General features: G+C 40.1%; 14 protein-coding genes. 5 read left to right on the top strand and 9 right to left on the bottom strand.

What is annotated here, in order from left to right; translation table 11 throughout:
• Positions 1–344 precede the first annotated feature (344 nt).
• The 3 genes from ACFIKG_RS06250 to ACFIKG_RS06240 all read right to left on the bottom strand — a co-directional run bounded on the left by ACFIKG_RS06250 (position 345) and on the right by ACFIKG_RS06240 (position 4584).
• Positions 345–2186 (bottom strand): portal protein, encoded by a 1842-nt coding sequence (locus ACFIKG_RS06250; protein ID WP_375651934.1) that lies wholly within the window; start codon positions 2184–2186, stop codon positions 345–347.
• On the bottom strand, positions 2186–3547 hold the full coding sequence (locus ACFIKG_RS06245; RefSeq protein WP_375651933.1) for a PBSX family phage terminase large subunit: 1362 nt from the start codon (positions 3545–3547) through the stop codon (positions 2186–2188). Before ACFIKG_RS06245 ends, ACFIKG_RS06250 begins: the two co-directional genes overlap by 1 nt.
• Positions 3548–4242: 695 nt before the next feature.
• Positions 4243–4584, bottom strand: a complete 342-nt coding sequence (locus ACFIKG_RS06240; protein ID WP_375651932.1) for a hypothetical protein — start codon at positions 4582–4584, stop codon at positions 4243–4245.
• 807 nt (positions 4585–5391) lie between these two features.
• Between ACFIKG_RS06240 and ACFIKG_RS06235 the strand changes: the two genes are divergently transcribed.
• Together ACFIKG_RS06235 and ACFIKG_RS06230 are read left to right on the top strand one after the other, a co-directional pair.
• Entirely contained in the window at positions 5392–5760 is a 369-nt protein-coding gene (locus ACFIKG_RS06235) for a helix-turn-helix domain-containing protein (RefSeq protein ID WP_375651942.1), read from the top strand.
• Positions 5761–6685: 925 nt separating this feature from the next.
• The gene (locus tag ACFIKG_RS06230) at positions 6686–7054 is read left to right on the top strand and encodes a helix-turn-helix domain-containing protein (RefSeq protein ID WP_375651931.1); all 369 of its coding nucleotides are present in this window, start codon (positions 6686–6688) and stop codon (positions 7052–7054) included.
• A 989-nt stretch (positions 7055–8043) separates the two neighbouring features.
• Here the strand turns inward: ACFIKG_RS06230 and ACFIKG_RS06225 are convergent.
• From ACFIKG_RS06225 to ACFIKG_RS06215, 3 genes are all read right to left on the bottom strand, one after another.
• Positions 8044–9279, bottom strand: a complete 1236-nt coding sequence (locus ACFIKG_RS06225) for an MFS transporter (RefSeq protein ID WP_375651930.1) — start codon at positions 9277–9279, stop codon at positions 8044–8046.
• A 490-nt stretch (positions 9280–9769) separates the two neighbouring features.
• Positions 9770–10207 (bottom strand): DNA polymerase, encoded by a 438-nt coding sequence (locus ACFIKG_RS06220; protein ID WP_375651941.1) that lies wholly within the window; start codon positions 10205–10207, stop codon positions 9770–9772.
• A gap of 129 nt (positions 10208–10336) precedes the next feature.
• Positions 10337–10759 carry a hypothetical protein gene (locus ACFIKG_RS06215; protein WP_375625381.1) on the bottom strand — a complete coding sequence of 141 codons (423 nt, stop codon included), beginning with the start codon at positions 10757–10759 and terminating at the stop codon, positions 10337–10339.
• A gap of 937 nt (positions 10760–11696) precedes the next feature.
• On the opposite strand from ACFIKG_RS06215, the gene ACFIKG_RS06210 reads away from it, so the two are divergent.
• Both ACFIKG_RS06210 and ACFIKG_RS06205 read left to right on the top strand, forming a co-directional pair.
• Complete coding sequence (locus ACFIKG_RS06210; RefSeq protein ID WP_375651929.1) at positions 11697–12068, top strand: helix-turn-helix domain-containing protein; 372 nt, start codon at positions 11697–11699, stop codon at positions 12066–12068.
• Between the two features lie 376 nt (positions 12069–12444).
• Positions 12445–12816 (top strand): helix-turn-helix domain-containing protein, encoded by a 372-nt coding sequence (locus ACFIKG_RS06205; protein WP_375651928.1) that lies wholly within the window; start codon positions 12445–12447, stop codon positions 12814–12816.
• 239 nt (positions 12817–13055) lie between these two features.
• Here the strand turns inward: ACFIKG_RS06205 and ACFIKG_RS06200 are convergent, their stop codons facing one another.
• The 3 genes from ACFIKG_RS06200 to ACFIKG_RS06190 form a co-directional block, all read right to left on the bottom strand.
• Positions 13056–14183 carry a hypothetical protein gene (locus tag ACFIKG_RS06200; protein WP_375651927.1) on the bottom strand — a complete coding sequence of 376 codons (1128 nt, stop codon included), beginning with the start codon at positions 14181–14183 and terminating at the stop codon, positions 13056–13058.
• 867 nt (positions 14184–15050) lie between these two features.
• Positions 15051–17630: an ATP-dependent chaperone ClpB gene (gene clpB, locus ACFIKG_RS06195; protein WP_375651926.1), complete on the bottom strand. Its 2580-nt coding sequence runs from the start codon at positions 17628–17630 to the stop codon at positions 15051–15053.
• A 589-nt stretch (positions 17631–18219) separates the two neighbouring features.
• Entirely contained in the window at positions 18220–18366 is a 147-nt protein-coding gene (locus ACFIKG_RS06190; protein WP_375625376.1) for a hypothetical protein, read from the bottom strand.
• Positions 18367–18990: 624 nt separating this feature from the next.
• Here ACFIKG_RS06190 and ACFIKG_RS06185 point away from each other — a divergent pair.
• Positions 18991–19374 (top strand): helix-turn-helix domain-containing protein, encoded by a 384-nt coding sequence (locus ACFIKG_RS06185; protein WP_375651925.1) that lies wholly within the window; start codon positions 18991–18993, stop codon positions 19372–19374.
• Positions 19375–19382: the final 8 nt, after the last annotated feature.

Below are 19382 nucleotides of genomic sequence, written 5' to 3'. Positions count from 1 at the left end.
CCTTCTCTTTTTTAAAACAATAAAATCAAATTTTTCAGATAAAACAGCCCCATAAGCATTTGTCCCCTTAATACTTACCCATCATCACTTAGGCTCCAGCATTCTCCTCACATGGCTCCCCCACCATGACAGCAAAACACCTCCCACCATATCCCCGCCGTGACAGCAAGACTCTATTAAAGATGTTTCCCAACACCAACACTACGGCTCAACACAACAGCTCTTCTGAGATAAAGAGAGGCGACATTGCACGACATAAGCAACATGGGTAAACTATGGACATTGTTTAGATAAGCAACTTCTGATAGATGAAATTCATCCAAGAGAGCGCATCATAAAGCATCCTATTGTTGAGCCTTTACTGTCTGCAACATCTGCATTATCTGCTCTGTTCCCATATTACCCCCCATCTGCGCTGAGGCATTTTGCTCTTCTTGAAAAGAGTTTTGCGCCTTTATCGCAATTTTATGAATAAGTGAAGCCGGTAAAGGCGAATAGCGTAAGAGATCGAGCATAATTTCAGGCGTTGCAAAATTTTGCATCAAAGGAAGCAATTGCATGATCAGTGCAAAAGTACGCTCTTTTTCATTAAGACTTGTTGGCGCATCATCCACGACAATATCATATTCCAAGCTTGTCACCATTTCGCGTGTCAGCGGCACATACTGGGCATTTTCATCACCAGCAATACGAACCAGCCGCCCATCGGACAGATAATTTTGAATAAGATAGAGAATAATTTTCCCCTGTCGTTGCCGATATCGACGCAACCCATCAAAAAAGGAAGCCAAAAGATTAAGTGACGATTGTCGCCGTTGTTGTTCAAGAACGCCAGGCTGATTGACAGCTCGGGTCCCAATAAATTCAGAAGACAACCCCGTCACCTGTTCAAGTGCGCTCTTTGCTTCATTAAACAATTGGAAAAACCCTTGCGGAAATTGTGCCACGGGTTTAGGCTGAATTCTTCCCCCAGACACAGAACCACTTTTCAACCAAGTAATACTATCAGCTCTAGCCCAACTCTCGACGGCTTGTCGATCATCATCAAAAGCATCGCGCTCTGCCATAATTCCGCCTTTTGATTGGCTATTGAGCAAATGCATCACTTGACTAAAATATTTGTTTGCCCACCGTTGTGGATCTTTTGTAGGGCGCACAAGTCCGTAAAAGTGCCGGCTTAACTTATCAAAAGTACCGGTAATACACTCCCATCCCAATTGATTGGGTGGAACCAAGGGCTTATCAGGCGCTTCAAGCAGCTTTCTGCCTAAAAATGCCCTTTTGACAATTTTTCTGTTCAACCTTGTTGCTTGAACATGCGGAAAGGTTTTACTTAAATTTTGGAAATCTTGCTCTGAATAATCGATAAACTTTCCACTTTGAGGCTCGAGAACTTTATAAATCACCTCGCGTTCAAACCAACGACATTCTACCAATGTCACCATTTTAGGACGTTGATAGGTCCCTCCCTCTTCCCACTCTCCCTGATATCCCCTCTCGGACTGATAACTTTGTGTCATCCCATTGCTGGTTGAATGTGAAAAACTCTGATGTTTAACCCAATCAGCATTAAGATCACTCCAATGAACATTGGGAAACATTTCTTCAGCCACAGCAAGGGGTTTTTCATCAATATACCACAAGCGTTGTGCATCAATAAGATTAGGCTTAACAGCACTTGCATCCCACACCATTTTCATAGGGTCGAGCCGCGCAATGATTGGTTTTCCTTGTGGATCTTCTTCATAATCAAGGCGTGTATCTGTCCACCCCATTCCGCAAATAATTGCATCTTGAAAGGCATCGGAATCTTCGTATTCCCCATCGGCTTCATCACGAAACCACTCAGCCGCCCCTGTCAAAATCTGGTTTGCAAAGGCTGCTCCTTCTTGTCGTGGAATAAATTGAACTTGCCTTTTATTATTGCGCTCAGCCCCAATCACGGCATTAATTAAAGGCGCAATACGGTTAAAAGTCATAACCGGTCTGTTTTGTTCGTGCAAGACAGCCAAGTCTTGCTCATTCCATTGCCGTCCATTATAAAAATCGTAATCTTCTTGGGCATTTTTTCGCCATTTTTCGACATGGGCAATATCATCCTGATACCACTCCACGAGTTTTTTAAAAAGTGCTTGATTTTCAAGCGTTTCGATTTGATTAAAAGTAGAATCTGTAGAAATATTCATTAAAAAGCCATCCATGACGTTTGAGAATGGTGAAACGAGCGATAGGTATTTTTTCGCGCTCTAGCATTTGGCTGTTCATAAGCCACACACATCAGTCCAAAGGCATCGGCCCCATGGCTAGCCCAATCATGTTCAGCGCCTAGTCCGATATTGCGCTGTTCGTCGCGCTTTTCATGATACCAAGCAAGCGCTTTTCTACCCGCACATGTCGTTTCACGATTAAACCATAGTGCAGGAAACAACCGCCTTACGGCTTCGATACGCATTTTCACAGCGCCTGTTCCTTGATTAGGGATCACTTTAGTTTGAAAACCGGCTTGTTGAAGTGCACTTTCAAAACTCACATTATAAACACGATCTTTTGTTGCGCCATCATGAGGCAAAACCATGAGAGCCTTTTCATATCCCCTTTGAAAGACCCAGCCCACATGCTCTGAGAGAGGCTGTCCTTGGGCTTCATAATAATCGAGCACTCGAATTTCCCGTCCAACAAATTGCGCAACCCACAATGCGGTAGCATCAGCCTTTGCTCCTGTTCCCCCGATATCCCAAAAGATTCTCACCTGCATCAAAGGATCACGTGGAACGGTGGTAATCCGCCCTTCCATTTCGGCTTCGAGAAGACATTTCTGATAATAAGCCCCTTGGACAGCTTGAAGATATTCGCCTTCCCAAATATGGTTATACTGCTCTGGTCTTTGCTGCAAATCGTCCATTCGATCACGATTGAGTTTTTCAGGAAATTGCGGATTATCACGCCAATTAATTTCTGCCCCTTTGATATGAGGATTATCGACATTTCGGAAACGTTTTTCCACGGGTGCATTTTCATGGCACGGATTCCATGTGACCCATAATTCTGCATTCCAATCTTTTCCTTCTTCGCGCAAAGTTGGAATAAGTGTTTGCCAAGCAGTCTCAGTGACCGGCTCCGCTTCATCGACCCAACAAAGGAAAACGCGCCCCATTGATTTAATACTTGCGATATTGCGATCAAGCCCAGCAAACACATAGACAATCCGTCCATCTTTTGACTTAATATATTTATCGCCGATTTCATAATAGTCTTGTAAAAAAGGGTAAGATTCGATAGCGCGTTTAATTTCTTCCAAAGAACTTTCATTGAGAGAATTTTGAAATTGCCTTGCACAAAGAATAATCCCGCGTTCTCCAGCCATTCCATGGCGATATCCCACAACAGCCGACATCAAAGCAAAAGAACGTGTTTTTCCAGAACCCCGTCCTCCCCAAGCGGCTCGCACATCTGCTTTTCCAGTAAAAACAGGAATAAGCTTTGGAATAAGAGCCACTTGAGCCGTTTTCTGCTCCATTTTTTGAGAAATTTTCTGAACAATTTTCATTATAAATTTTCATACTTTAGCAATAATTGCGCTTCACCCTTTTGCTTATCCCAAGTTTAATTCTCCCAGAACAATTGAAAGAAAAGAGCAATTGAACGCAAAACGCCCTTCTCAAAAGCAGCGCTTTACCTTCCTTCATCCTAATACTCAATGAATTTCACTTTTTTGCATGAAGCCCCCCCTTCAACCACTTTGGACCCCGCATATACACGATATGCGCCCCCAAGGGTCCTTAAATCACAAGGGTCCCTATTCCCCCCCCCCAAACCGCCCCTCAAACACCGCGCCTGTCATCCCCCAACCACAAGCACAGCATCCCCCCACCAAATCATAGCCTCAGCACATGGCTCTCAAGCATATCCAAAGCCCAACATCCTCCAATATCATGCCTCTCAAGCTTCCCCAATCCTCACACTTGTCTATCCCCGATACCCCCACCAAAACACATGCATCCCGCAAGCATAATACTTCTCTCAAGTTTCACGCCCTTCACCCATCAAAACACTGTCCCATATCCACCACACAAACATCCTGCACCAAATCTCCTCCAACACATGGCTCTCAGGCATCATTCACCCAAGCCAAGTATCACGAGCGCCTACAAGCAAGATAGCCTCCGCTTCAATCCCCTCAAGACAAGCAATCACCAAAGCAGCCCCCCTTGCAAGACATCACCCCGCATCATCCACCTCAGCCTAACATTTTTCAATATCACAAACCTCCGTCGCCGAGATATCATGCTTCTCCGGTTCGCTATTTTTTGCATTCACTGGTACAATCTCAATACGCGAAACTGTTTTAACCTGCCCTTCTCCAGTCCCCTGAAGAGGCAACACTTTTGCAAGAAGCGAAAAAAACGGTACAGGATTATTCAGAGCATGATATTGAAGATAAGACACCAGCCCATCTTCACCATAGTGATAGCCAGCCTGCTCCGCCGCAGTCAGAAGAGCTTCATTAAATCGCTTTGTTGTTTTATTCAAAGACCCTTTTTTCCGCCCTCTTCGACGTAAGGGAAGACAATGTTCATCTACCATCATCATGATCCTTCCAACTAAAGAGAAACCAAAACCTCAAAAGCAACCAGCAATTTTAAAAAAATGGGACACATACTAAAAGGTAAAAAACACCCACAAAGCACAAATTCTCTGCTCCGTTTTTACGGATCTCCATTTTTACAGATCACCATTTTTACGCTTTTACATTATTACAGAACAAAGCCAAATGAAACTCCCAAACCACCACCCCGCTCCACTTTGTAAACACTGGTCTGTTAACAATCTGATTTCTCGTCTATCAGATTCCCCTGCTGATTATTTTATATGGCTATCCCACACTTCAAAGAATGATGTTTCATCAAACACGCCAGATAAGCTCTGGTCTACAATTCAACTTCAAAAAGCAAATTTTCCTCTGCTGGATAAAGCTTCCCCCCCCACCGGTTTTAAACTATAATCCAGTCTCTGCCCCACCCCCCTACTGACATCAGATTACCGCCCCCAAGCAATCCTATTTTGACAGTATAAGAAGATAATGAGATAATTTTTAAGATACAAAGAATGCTCTCATTTTCCAAATATTTTAATTTTCTTGCCAATCTTCTGAAACTACTTTATTGATAGTTCTGTGTTTTTGATCGTCCACGCAACGGTCAAATAGGGATTTGAAAGCCCGAACGCTCAGTACATAAATTTATCCCGCTTTGCGGATATCCCGGAATTCCGGGAGCTTTTGCTATGTCCAAGTGCTTGTCAGCACTAAAAGCAAAAGGCTGGCTGAGCTCAGTGCTTTCAAACTCCCGGAATACTCATGCGAGGGCGCTCGCAACCGGAGGGGAGCTTGAAGTGCAAACTAAAAATTCACATTTCAATGACATTTCAATAGGTAAAAGAATCCGTCACAGACGCATTTCAATGGGACTTTCTCAAAAGGAATTAGGAAGCTATTTAGGTGTCAGTTTTCAACAAATCCAGAAATATGAAAAAGGTTTAAATCGTGTAAGCGCGGGGTGTTTGCTCGAAATTGCTAAAAAACTAGAGGTTCCTATGAACTTTTTTTATGCGGACCTTTTAACAGCAGATATTCCCACAAAAGAAACTCTCTTACACCACGATCAAGACACATACAGCGAAAAAGAACACGCCCTTTTGAAAAACTTTAGAGAGCTCCAGCCGAAAAAACAAAAAGCAATCTTGTGGTTGATTTCTGATTAGACAAAAGCACACCCATCAACATCCATCGCCAATATATCCAACATCCTTAAAATATAAGCTTCAGATCACGACACCTCAAAGAAGACAATTTTATCAGACAAGACAGATAAGCCCTGCCCTAAAATATTCCCTCACACACCTTTCTCCAGTCAACGCGATTTATACCCCTCTTCATCCCAACTTTCCCCACTCCATTCACAAATGCGTCCCCTAGTTCTCCGACCACATTCCATGTCAAGACAAAAGCATACAACGCATAAATCCTTCACTTCACTTTTACAGATTCACGTTTTTACGCTTTTCCATCTTTACAGAAAGCAGCCAAACGAAATTTCCAAACCAGCCCACCACTCAATAAACAAGAGTCTGTTAACAATCCCACTTTTTATCGAGCACATTGCATTTGGGCAACCACCTCTCACCACCCCTCAAAGAATGCTGTTTCACCAGACACGGACAGATAACCCCTACCCTCCAATATCCAGACACTCTCACAAAAAGCATCTTATAAATTGATGTACTTGAAGGTCTCTCAACGGCATATCTTTGCCTCTAATGCCCCATCTCCCCCTACCTCAAATGACAATATTTTACAGCATAAGGCATAAGAATATAATGAGATAATTTTTAAGATACAAAAAAATGCTCTCATTTTCCAAATCTTTTAATTGTTCTTGCCAATCCCTTGAAATTACTTTATCACTCAAAAGGTGCCTTGATCGTCTACGCAGCGATCAATAGGGAGTTGAAGCCCGAAAACTCAAACGTTAATTTACCCCACTTTGTGGGTATCCCGGAGTTCCGGGAGTTTTTGCTATGTCCAGGTGTGATAAGCACTAAAAGCAAAAATGCTGACTAGAGCTCAGTACTTTACTACTCCCGGAATACCAATGCGAGGGCGCTCGCAACCGGAGGGGAGCTTGAATTGCAAACAAAAAATCCACATTTTAATGACATTTCAATAGGTAAAAAAATCCGTCACAGACGTATTTCAATGGGACTTTCTCAAAAGGAGTTAGGAAGCTATTTAGGTGTCAGTTTTCAACAAATCCAGAAATATGAAAAAGGTTTAAATCGTGTAAGCGCGGGGTGTTTGCTCGAAATTGCTAAAAAACTAGAGGTTCCTATGAACTTTTTTTATGCGGACCTTTTAACAGCAGATATTTCCACAAAGGAACATGCCTTACACCACGATCAAGACACCTATAGCGAAAAAGAACACGCCCTTTTGAAAAACTTTAGAGAGCTCCAGCCGAAAAAACAAAAAGCAATTTTGTGGTTAATTTCAGATTAGACAAAAGCGCACCTAGCGACATCCCTCGCCAATATCCCCTCTGCCTAAAGCCTTTCCCGCCTGATACCACCACATCTCAAAAAACGGTTTACAGCACCGGTTTACAACATCATAGGATAACAAACACCAAAACCTTGGAAAAACATCCCCACCCCTCTCACAGAATTTTATCAAGAGATCTCTTCTGATTTAAACGCACAATTCCGATTGTATCATTATGATACCTTTTTACATTTACCTTGTCAAGTTTTTATATTTTTCTTTTGATATTTTTGTGTTTTTCTTTAAGGAATCCACATCCATCAAAACACCTCTCATAAAAAACACAATGTCCAAAACAACAAGAGCTAAAACAGGATTGCCCCTAATAGGAGTGCCCCTAAATAGGATTATTATTGTATTTCTCATTCACCCACTTATTAAAAAAACATTTCTCAATGCTTCTCACACCCATTTCACGGATATCCCCCATACAAATATAGACGCAAATATAATTGTTAAATTTCGCATAGAATATAAAAGCCAACCACGATTTTTCTCTCTTCACACCTCTTTACACATCCCCTCTTTACAACATCACCCCTGCAATCTATTCACAGCTATTCCCAAACTCTTCTCTCTAGCCAACACACGAACAGCACTCTTCATTTCCCTCCATTCACACACTCTTCACCTCCCCAATCCTTCTCACCCCTCCATATCATGACAAAAAACACGCACAATACATAACCCCTCTACTCCTTTCTCACAGACACATTTTTACGCTTTTACATCATTACAGAACAAAGCCAAGGAAAGGTTTACCACCCCGTACCACTCTATAAACAAAGGTCTGTAAAGAATTCAAATGCTTGCCTAGCAAGTTTCCACCACTGTCCACTCATTCGTTTCAGATCACCCCCTTCAAAGAGCGGTGTTTTTACCTCATGAATAAGATAATGAACGAACCGTCTTTAGAAAAAAGAAACGGCATGGAGATATCAAATATATCAATGGTCGTCATCGACTGTCGTGTTAAGGGGTGTTAACTCTTTATTTTTCTTAATTTTTACAACGCCAATCATTCCCGTGGAAATAATGAAGGCAGACATCGCTAAAAAAGAGCTTAACAATCCCACAAGCGCCAAAAATCCAGCAATAAAGCCAGACATTGCTTCCGCAGAGTTCGCTAAAGTTGAAAAGGTTCCAAAACTCTTACCAAAATCTTCACGACGAGAATATAATTGAATAGCTGAAACTAAACCAATATCCACAAAGGCACCAATAAATCCTAAAACAAACGCTAACACGAGAAGGAATTTTAAATAAATTTCTGCAGCTAAGGGCATAACAAACAGAATAATCCCATAAAGAAGCCAAAATACCATGAGCTTCAACGATGTAATATTTAATATAATTTTATGATATAACGAACCACCAACGATAGTTCCAACAGCCATGAGAGAAAAAATATAACTCACAAGGCTCTCCTCTCCCCCTATAGAGAGAACAAAAGCTGGAATTAAAAATCTTAAAATAGCACCCGTAAAGAGAATAGCAAACGACGATCCAACCAGCGTAATAAATAAATGTTTATTTTCAGTAGAAATATATTTAAGATATGAAGCTGTTTCTCGATAAATTTTTATAAAATTGAATGATTTATTCTCGCTTGAATTTAAATTCATGAGATTAAATAACACGATAATAGATATAAAATAGGTAAAAAAATCAAAAATGAGTACTGCCGATTTATTTGCTAAAAAAAGCAGTAGGGAACAAACCAAAGGTCCAATGACGGCTGCAGTTTCCATGATAATTTGAGCAATGCTATTGGCCTTTGTAAGATCTTTTATTGAAAACATTCTGGGAATAGCAGCTTGAAAACTTGGTTGGAAAATACTTCTTCCTATCGTTGTACATATTGCTGCAACAATAAGAACAATGATATGTGCCGTACCTGTTATAGTGGTTATAAAAACGAATAATGAAGCTAATAATCTAACAACTTCACTTAAGATCATATTTTTCTTCAAAGAAAAATTATCCGCTAACCAACCTCCTATAGGGCCAAAAAAGAGAAAAGGGATAAATCGAAAAAAATACACAAGACCTATAAAAAAGGTGTTATCTGTTAATTCTAAGACCAGTAAAACAAAAACAACTTCATAAGCATAATCACCAACTTTAGAAATAAAGAGAGAGCAAAAAAGAGCTAAAGGACTCTTTTTTAAAAATAAATTCATACCAACCATCCAATGTTAAACTTTTCTACACTTAAAGTTACACTTCCTTCGATACAATTGGTGATATGAACTTCAGAAGAGTCTTTTATTCTAATAAATCACTTAATAAGTTAAGTGAAAATTTTTAAAGAAATACTCCTCTTGATATAAGCATTTAGACCAATATCAAGTAATATATTAATTTTTCTTTCTTATTTGCTTTAAAAAAGAAAGAATGTAAAAATTATGAGATCAAAATCTGCTATATTATTATATTGACTTCCAGCCCACGTCTCAAAGAATGAAAATTCCCAACCAGAACTAGTCTACAATCCCACGTCAAAAAGCAGCTTTCCCCACAAAATAAAGCTTACACCCAACCACTCCTCAAACGACAGCACTTCGTCAGGCTCAACAAATCAAGCCCTCTCTCCTTAAACCACCATCCTTCACGCATCTCTTTGCAATACCCGCCTTACCCACACTCTCCTCCTATCCATGCGCACTCTCTTCATTCTCCATTCCCCTTTTTCTCTCCCATCACACACTTAACAACTGAACACCCCTCTTCCTCTAAACTTTCCCCTCCATTCACGAAAACACTTCCCCCAATCCTTCTCACTCCTCCATACCATGACAAAAAACATGCCCAATATGAATTGGTGAATATTTCGTCTTTTTTGTAGATAGAATTACTTATAGGTAACAGTTTTAACATCATAGCTGGGTACATACTGTTAACATCATATACTTCAATTCCATTATATATATGTCCCCCTGTCTTGATTAAAAAAACAAAGCCACCTTTATATGCATTTCTTAATATCTCATCATCATTTAATTCTAAAGTAGGTGTTAAAAAAGTTGCTTTTGTAATTTCCGATAAATTGTTCATTACAGGGCTTGGTAAAGTATCGTATTTTTTTAAAGTATCCTTTTTTAATAAAATGTCTTTAAACCATATCTTTTATGATATCATCTTCAGCTTTTGAGAAATTATTTTTTAAATCAGTCTTTTAGCACTGCTCTCTTTAACAATATTTCTTTTTAATTTAGTTATTATATTTATTGTAGTGAATTAACTGATTTTCAGTTTCTGGATACGCTTTAAAATAAAAAGCACTATTTGGAATTGATTCATTATATTTATGGGCACAAACAGCAAAGTTTTCTTTTTTTGTTTAAACTTTTTTTCTGCTTGCCATTTTTTTAATTCTCTGCTAGCTTCACACACATTCTTAGTAGTGACGGTTTCCGAAGGTGCGATTTCCTCCATCGCCTTTATACCTAATGAAGTACTAAGATATGAATGTGCATAATTTATACGTTTTTTTAAGTTTTGCAGATCAGTTTTTTTGACATTGTTTACCCCAATGTTGAGAATTTTTTCCGCTATTGAAGCCCTCTGTTCCCGCAGAGGGCTTATTTTTATAATAAGGTGACAAGTATAACTTGTATCATCTATTTTTTCTTGTAATAAATTAATAAATTTTTTCACCATTAAAACATCTGTTTAAAATTTCATAATCTTTAAACTCATAAGTTTTTTGTTTCTGGATTAGAAAATTGAACTTGCATTCTTATTTTAAAGTCAAGTCTCATTAGCAATACCGTGTATTTTATTACATAGTAAGCTCTATTATCGTTACTAGATTTAGTTAATTTTACTGATAAAATTAGGCCCATATTTTGACTGGTGGTTCCAAATTTAGAGACAATATCAAAAAATCTCGAATAGCTGTTCTTGCTATGACAAATAGAACTTTTTTATCATCAAAATACAGAACTGTTTGTACAGTATTAGTCTTTTTGTCTAAACTAAGAAGTTCTGCTTTACCTGCTGAATAACCTAGTACTTTAAATTTAAAATCAGCTTAACTATACATAAATCCATAAATCTTTCGCATCATTTTACGGATATACGTTTTTACGCTTTTACACATTCACAGAATAAAGCCAAACGAAACTTCCAAACCACCACTCCGCACTGCTCTGTAAACACGGGTCTGTAAACGAACAAAGCTTTTTGCCTAGTACCCCTTACAGTCTTCAGACACCCCCCTCAAACGACAACACTTCATCAGGCTCAATAACTCAAACCCTGCCCTCAAATATTCCAGCTTTTCACTCCCCCTCAAAGAGCAGTGTTTTACGGCACAATAGAATAGAAAATTTTTGATTTTTCTTGCCAAGCTTCTGAAATTACTTTAACTTAAAGTGTAATTTTGGTCGTATACGCGACGATCAATAGAGAACTGAAAGCCCGAAACCTCGATACATAAGAATGAACCCACTTTTGTGGGTGTCCCGGGATTCCGGGAGATTTTGCTATGTCCAGGTGCTTCCCAGCACTAAAAGCAAAAAGCTGATTAAGCTCAGTACTTTTAGACTCCCGGAATACCAATGCGAGGGCGCTCGCCCCCAGCGGGGGGCTTGAAGTGCCAACTAAAAATCCACATTTTATCGACATTTTGATAGGCAAAAGAATCCGTCACAGACGCATTGCCATGAGGCTTTCTCAAAAAGCATTAGGAAACTATTTAGGTGTCAGTTTTCAACAAATCCAAAAATATGAAAAAGGCTTCAATCGTGTAAGCGCAGGGTGTTTACTCAAAATCGCCCAAAAACTAGATGTCCCCGTAAACTTCTTTTATGCAAACCTTGCCACAAAAGAAGATCTTTCAACAAAAGAAACTCTCTTACACCACGATCAAAAAACCTATAGCGAAAAAGAACACGCACTTTTGAAAAACTTTAGAGAACTCAAATCGAAAAAACAAAAAGCAATCTTGTGGTTGATTTCTGATTAAGCAAAAGCGCAACGATCAACATTATTCCATTCATATCCCCCTTAAATCAAATTCAAACCAGCTCCCCACACCCCTTCAAAGAGCAGTATTTTACGGCGTAATAAAATAGAAAATTTTTAATTTTTCTTGCCAATTTTCTGAAACTACTTTATTACTTAAAGGGTGAGTTTGGTCGTATACGCAGCGATCAATAGGGGATCAAAAACCCGAAACCTAAACATAAATTTATCCCACTCTGTGGGTTTCCCGGGATTCCGGGAGTTTTTGCTATGTCCAGGTGCTTTAAGCACTAAAAGCAAAAAGCTGATTTAGGTTCAGTATTTTTGACTCCCGGAATACCAATGCGAGGGCGCTCGCAACCGGAGGGGGGCTTGAAGTGCCAACTAAAAATCCACATTTTATCGACATTTTGATAGGCAAAAGAATCCGTCACAGACGCATTTCAATAGGGCTTTCCCAAAAAGAATTAGGGAGCCATTTAGGTGTCAGTTTCCAACAAATCCAAAAATATGAAAAAGGCTTCAATCGTGTAAGCGCAAAATGTTTGCTCGAAATCGCCCAAAAACTAGATGTCCCCGTAAACTTCTTTTATGCAGACCTTGCCACAAAAGAAGATCTTTCAACAAAAGAAAATGCCTCACACCACAATCAAGAAACCTATAGCGAAAAAGAACACGCACTTTTAAAAAACTTTAGAGAGCTCAAAGCGAAAAAACAAAAAGCAATCTTGTGGCTAATTTCTGATTAAGCAACAGCGCAACGATCAACGTTATTCCATTCATATCCCCCCCTTAAGTCAAATTCAAACCAGCTTCCCCTCAAACAACAGCACTTCATCAGGCTCAATAACTCAAACCCTGCCCTCAAATATTCTAGCACACCACACCCCTTCAAAGAGCAATGTTTTATGGAAGGGAGGATAATCAGCTGCATTTTTGTTGTCACTTATAATTTTCCAATGACTTTTGAATGCCTCAATTAGTCTTTTTATAGCACTTTCACTCTTTTTAAAGCTTCTTTCTCTGCTTCTTCTTTTAACTTCATGCCATTGGCGCTTTCGTACCTTTTTATTGTTTTTTCAATCTGATCATCAGTCCCTGCTTTAAAAACAATCATTGTTTCAAACGGACGAAATAATGACGATTGCGAAATATGAAAAAAGATATTCGTGCGCAAATTGTTTGGATCAAACTCGCTATACCCTTTTATTTTTAAGTCATCGATAGATATCGCTTTTTTTGACATGGCAAGACCAATAACATCGCTATTTCTCTCACCAAAATTTTGTACTTTTAAAAGGTTATTTTTAGCGTCATCAACTGTCGACATATTCATGACTTCGTTAAGAACTTGATCATTTATATCAAATTGAGCATTGCTGACAAAAATGAATACAAGATCACGCAAAGAACAAGCTTTTTGAAAATAACAAGCATTGTACAAACGTGAGCGAATCCCAAGACATCCGACTGCTTGTCGAATGATTTTTATAGCGAGCTCATATGATTTTTCATCTAAACGAAGATCACGAATGTCTGGAATGTAGATTTCTTGTGTTTCTTGTAACGGTGCAACTTCACTGTTTAATGCACGATCAATAAGCTTTTCTAACCAATTGTAACTCTCACTATTATCCTGCTCTCTGACAGACGATCTAATCTCTTCTAAAAGATTGTCCAGCCCATACTCTTCTCTAAAAGCACGCTCTCTTCGATCACACGTCATCGTAAATGTATGGGTATTTTCTCGTTTGTCCGGTATAGATGATGCGTCAATTTCTGGATCATTCACTTTAAATGGATCAACGCTTTCTCCACTTTTAACAGGTATCCAATGCTCACCTCTAATAGTATCAGAAATTCTCTCCCCTTGCTTCTCCCTAAAAGAAAAGCCTTGTTCAAGAAACATCTTTAATGGATTGGAATCGTCCGGTGTTAACGGCATATCCCGTATTAAAAAGTCCAAAATTTCCTGTTGAAGCTTATCATCACTTATTAACGAATCTTTCCTATCCTCATAGAAATCCTTTAAGCCTTCTGGAATATGCCAATTGTAACTCTTAACTTCCTTTGCAAACCAGCTGTTAATTAATTCCTTGTTTGTGGCTAATTTCATGAGATTACACCCCCCGCTTAAATTTCAAATGATCCTTTTTATCAATAAATCCAAATACAGTTTTTATTAAAACTCTTGAAAAAAGTTCATTATCTGTTTCTCTTACTTAGTATTTACGATATTATAGTTTATTGGTAAATAAGAAAAGTAAAGTAAATTAAGATATAGATGATATTTTTAATATACACCTTCACTTAAACTTGCTTTTATAACAACGAATAGCGAAAATTTTAACCAAAAACAGGTTAGGGGTCTTGTTTTTAAGTCTTTATCTTGATTAAAAAACTGCAAAGGAGCAAACTTGATTGTGCAGATAATCATGCTTCATCATCTACGAGCCACTAACAAGAGTGCAATCAATCAAACAGTTTTAAAAAACTTTTAGCAAAATTTTAAAGCAGAAAAACGCATATCACCGAAAAAAATGAGAGAGCAGTGCATTTTACGCATCCTCCACCTTTTGCTTAAACAGCAAAACTCCAACCCATCGTCAAAATATCTTCGTCTAAAATCCCCCATGCCACAGATCAGCCCCCTCAAAGAGCAATATTTTACGGCGAATAAACAGCATTTCTCTTTAACGCTTTTACCCACAAAGCAATAAAGCAATAAAGCAATAAAGCAATCCCGCTTGTGACTTCACTTATAACATTGCAAGAAAATAGCTTTCACGACAAACAGAAGTAAAAGAATCCTACGATATTCGAGAACGCTCATTTAACATGCAAAAAAACCGACCACTCCCTTTGCTTTGCAATAAAACACCGCTGTCTCATCGTGAATTTTTCTAAATCAGCACGCCTCAAAGAGCGGTGTTATCACATAATAGGATTATCACCGCTCTTTATAGCGTGAATTTCTCCACACTTAATCTTCAGGCAAAAATTCCAACCGATCGCCTTGTTTTATAATTTTCACCGTTGATTCATCGTGAATTTTTCCAAATAAGATATTTTCCGCCAGTGGATCTTGAATTTCTTTTTGGATAATCCGTTTAAGCGGACGCGCACCATAGAGCGGATCATAGCCTTTATCGGCAAGAAATTTTCTCACCTCTGGCTCGATTTGCAAAGTTATTTTGCGTTCATTGAGCAAATTTTGCAAATGTTCTATCTGAATATCGACGATCGCTTCCATATCGTGACGTTGCAGCCTTTGAAAGAGAATAATCTCATCAATACGGTTTAAAAACTCAGGACGGAAAGCCGCTTTCACGACATTCATAACATCATTTTTTGCCTGCTCAACGGTTTGTCCTTCAGGCAAAGCGGTTAAAAATTCAGCACCAAGATTAGAAGTCATAATCAGCAAGGTATTGCGAAAATCGACAGTACGTCCTTGACTATCGGTCAAACGTCCCTCATCCAACACTTGCAACAAGAGATTAAAAATATCCGGATGTGCTTTTTCAATTTCGTCGAATAGAATGACCTGGTAAGGTCTTCTACGTACAGCTTCCGTCAGCACCCCACCCTCTTCATATCCAACATATCCAGGCGGCGCCCCAATCAGCCGCGCCCCAGCATGCTTTTCCATATATTCAGACATATCGATGCGTAACATGGCATTGGAGTCTTGGAACAGAAAAGCGGCAAGTGCTTTAGTTAATTCGGTTTTTCCCACACCGGTAGGACCCAAAAACATGAAAGAGCCAAGCGGGCGATTGGGATCTTGCAACCCTGCGCGCGCACGACGTACAGCGCGAGAAACAGCTTGCACAGCCTCTCCCTGCCCAATCACACGTTTGCTAATTTCATCTTCCATCCGCAACAGCGCCTCCCGTTCTGCCTCCAGCATCCGATCAACAGGAATACCAGTCCAGCGCGAAACAATCCGTGCCACATGTTCAGCAGTAACCGTCTCTTCAACGAGATGATTTTGTTGATCATCATTTTCCGCGATGCTCAATTGTTTTTCGAGTTCAGGGATAACGCTATAAGCGAGCTCTCCAGCGCGTTGGAATTGTCCGTCACGTTGTGCAATAGCCAAAGCATTACGTGCTTCTTCGAGTTGTTTTTTCAAATCAGCAGCATGCCCTAATTTTTGTTTCTCAGCCTGCCAAGCCGTTGTCATCTCAGCGGACTGTTGTTCCAATGTTTTCAGTTCCTCCTGCACATTTTTCAAACGTTCTTTTGCTGTTGGCTCGACATCTGTTTTCAAAGCTTCCCGTTCGATCTTCAACTGTAAAATACGCCGATCAACAGCATCGAGTTCTTCCGGCTTTGAATCGACCTGCATCCGCAACCGCGCCGCCGCTTCATCGATAAGGTCAATAGCTTTATCCGGCAAGAAACGATCCGTAATATAGCGGTTAGACAAACGCGCCGCCGCAATCAAAGCACTATCTGCCAAGCGCACTTTGTGATGTTGTTCATATTTTTCTTTAATACCGCGCAAAATAGAGATAGTATCCTCTAAAGAGGGTTCCGGTACAAAGACAGGCTGAAAGCGGCGTGCAAGAGCAGCATCTTTTTCAACATATTTTCGATATTCATCGAGCGTAGTAGCCCCCACACAATGGAGCTCTCCGCGTGCAAGAGCAGGCTTTAACAAGTTAGAAGCATCCATAGGCCCGTCAGATTTTCCAGCCCCAACGAGATTATGCAATTCATCGATAAACAAAATGATCTGCCCATTTTCAGCTTGCACCTCTGCCAACACCGCTTTGAGGCGCTCTTCGAATTCCCCACGATATTTTGCACCAGCGATAAGCGCTCCCATATCCAGTGCATGAAGCTGTTTATCACGCAAGGTTTCAGGCACATCACCATTAACAATGCGCAATGCCAACCCTTCCACGATAGCTGTTTTCCCCACCCCTGGTTCACCAATAAGCACAGGATTATTTTTGGTCCGCCGTGAAAGCACCTGAATAGTGCGGCGGATTTCCTCTTCCCGCCCAATAACAGGATCCAGTTTTCCTTCACGGGCATCTTTTGTCAAATCACGAGCATATTTTTGCAAAGCATCATATTGGCTTTCGGCATGGGGGCTTGTTGCTGTTTTTCCCTTCCGCAAATCATTAATAGCCTCATTAAGCGCTTGCGCTGTCAACCCTCCGCTTGTAAGAATATCAGCAGTTTTTGCGGTCTTTTCCATGATCAGCGCTTGCAACACACGCTCCACAGTCACAAATTGATCACCAGCTTTTTTCGCCAGATCTTCCGCTATGTTAAAGACTTTTGCCAACGGCTGAGAGAGATAGAGCTGTCCATTTCCCCCTTGCACTTTAGGCAAAGCATCAAGCGCTTCGTTAAGCGCCTTTCGAATAAGAGTAAGATCACCACCCGCTTTTTGTATCAGTGATGCTGCCAATCCTTGAGAATCGTCTAACAACACTTTCAACAGATGCTCCGGCAAAAACTGCTGATGATCAGAAGCAAGGGCACCACTTTGTGCTGATTGTAAAAAACCCTGCACGCGTTCGCTATATTTTTCCAAGTTCATTTTTTTTCCTTAAATCTCAAGCCACCACCGCACTTTAAATTCCCCCAACATTCCACAAAAGAGACATCTTCAAAGGACCAACCACCCCCCACAAAACACCGCAAATGATGCCACATGAAGAAGAACCGTAGTGCTAAAAAGAATATGGGTCCTCACAAGCCCTATAGCAAGAGGGAGAGAAAGGCACACTGTCATTATTTAAATAAAAACTGCAACTCCCCTATAACCCCACCATCACAGCCTCACCATCACAGCCCTCACCAGCACAGCCCCACCAGCAAAGCCTCACCATCACACACTTAACAACTTAACACCCCTCTTCCTCCCAACTTCCCCTCCATTCACAGCACTCTTTCCCCCATTTATCTCACCCCATTCCCCGCCAGACAAAAGCCCAACATGACCCCAAAACACGCACAATGCATAAATCCATAAGTCCTCCACTTCACTTTTACGGATATACATTTTTACGCTTTTACATCTTTACAGAACGTAAGCCAACGAAACTTCCAAACTATCGCCCCGCACACCGCTTTGTAAACACTGGTCTGTAAACAATCCAGCTTCTTATCTAAGGAAGGACTACTGATCACTTCATATAATTATCACCACCCCCCAAAAGACGCACTTCATCAGACAAGGCAGTTAAGTCCAGCCTAAAATATTCCCTTACACACTCTTCTCCAACCAACGCGCTTAACACCCCTCTTCCTCCCAACTTCCCCGCTCCATTCACAAATGCGTCCCCCCATTTATCTCACCACATTCCATGCCAGACAAAAGCCCAACATGACCCAAAACACGCACAATGCATAAATCCACAAATCCTCCACTTCACTTTTACAGATTCACATTTTTACGCTTTTACATTATTACAGAACAAAGCTAAAGGAAAGGTTCACCACCCCACGCTGCTCTATAAACAATAGTCTATAAACGAACAAAGCTTTTTGCCTAATCCCCTTACAGTCTTCAGACACCCCTCCTCAAACGACAGCACTTCCTCAGACTCAACAAATCAAGCCCTATCATGAATATTCTAGCTCTTCCCCCCTAAAAGAGCGATGTTTTATGGCATAACAGAATAAAAAATATTTTTGATTTTTCTTGCCAATATACTGAAATTACTTTACAAATTTAAAGCGTGTTTTTGATCGCCAACACAGCGATCAAGAGGGAAGACAAGCCCTAAGCTCTAGCGTAAAAACGAACCCACTTTGCGGATATCTTGAGTTTCCGGGAGTTTTTGCTATGTCCAGGTGCTTTAAGCACTAAAAGCAAAAAAACTGACTCGGATTCAGTATTTTCAACCTCCCGGAATACCAATGCGAGGGCGCTCGCAACCGGAGGGGGGCTTGAAGTGCCAACTAAAAATCCAAATTTTATCGACATTTTGATAGGCAAAAGAATCCGTTACAGGCGCATTTCAATAGGACTTTCCCAAAAAGCATTAGGAAGCCATTTAGGCGTCAGTTTTCAACAAATCCAAAAATACGAAAAAGGCTTCAATCGTGTAAGTGCCAAATGTTTACTGGAAATCGCCCAAAAACTAGAAATTCCCGTGAACTTTTTTTATGCAGACATTGCCACAAAAGAAGATATTCCTACAAAAGAAAATCTTTCAATACATGCCCCACACCATGATCAAGAAACCTATAGCGAAAAAGAACAGGCACTTTTAAAAAATTTTAGAGAGCTCCAGCCGAAAAAACAAAAAGCAATCTTATGGTTAATTTCTGATTAAGCAAAAAT

The sequence above is a fragment of the Bartonella sp. LB28NMGDW genome (assembly GCF_042194435.1).
GTDB lineage: Bacteria > Pseudomonadota > Alphaproteobacteria > Rhizobiales > Rhizobiaceae > Bartonella > Bartonella grahamii.
The sequence above is the reverse complement of the archived record's forward strand: the minus strand, read 5'-3'. Positions and strand labels throughout refer to the sequence as shown.

What these genes read in the sequence shown, in the direction of transcription:
- ACFIKG_RS06250 (WP_375651934.1), bottom strand. Translation starts at nt 2,186, where the DNA reads ATGAATATTTCTACAGATTCTACTTTTAATCAAATCGAAACGCTTGAA.
- ACFIKG_RS06245 (WP_375651933.1), bottom strand. Translation starts at nt 3,547, where the DNA reads ATGAAAATTGTTCAGAAAATTTCTCAAAAAATGGAGCAGAAAACGGCT.
- ACFIKG_RS06240 (WP_375651932.1), bottom strand. Translation starts at nt 4,584, where the DNA reads ATGGTAGATGAACATTGTCTTCCCTTACGTCGAAGAGGGCGGAAAAAA.
- ACFIKG_RS06225 (WP_375651930.1), bottom strand. Translation starts at nt 9,279, where the DNA reads ATGAATTTATTTTTAAAAAAGAGTCCTTTAGCTCTTTTTTGCTCTCTC.
- ACFIKG_RS06215 (WP_375625381.1), bottom strand. Translation starts at nt 10,759, where the DNA reads ATGGTGAAAAAATTTATTAATTTATTACAAGAAAAAATAGATGATACA.
- ACFIKG_RS06200 (WP_375651927.1), bottom strand. Translation starts at nt 14,183, where the DNA reads ATGAAATTAGCCACAAACAAGGAATTAATTAACAGCTGGTTTGCAAAG.
- clpB (WP_375651926.1), bottom strand. Translation starts at nt 17,630, where the DNA reads ATGAACTTGGAAAAATATAGCGAACGCGTGCAGGGTTTTTTACAATCA.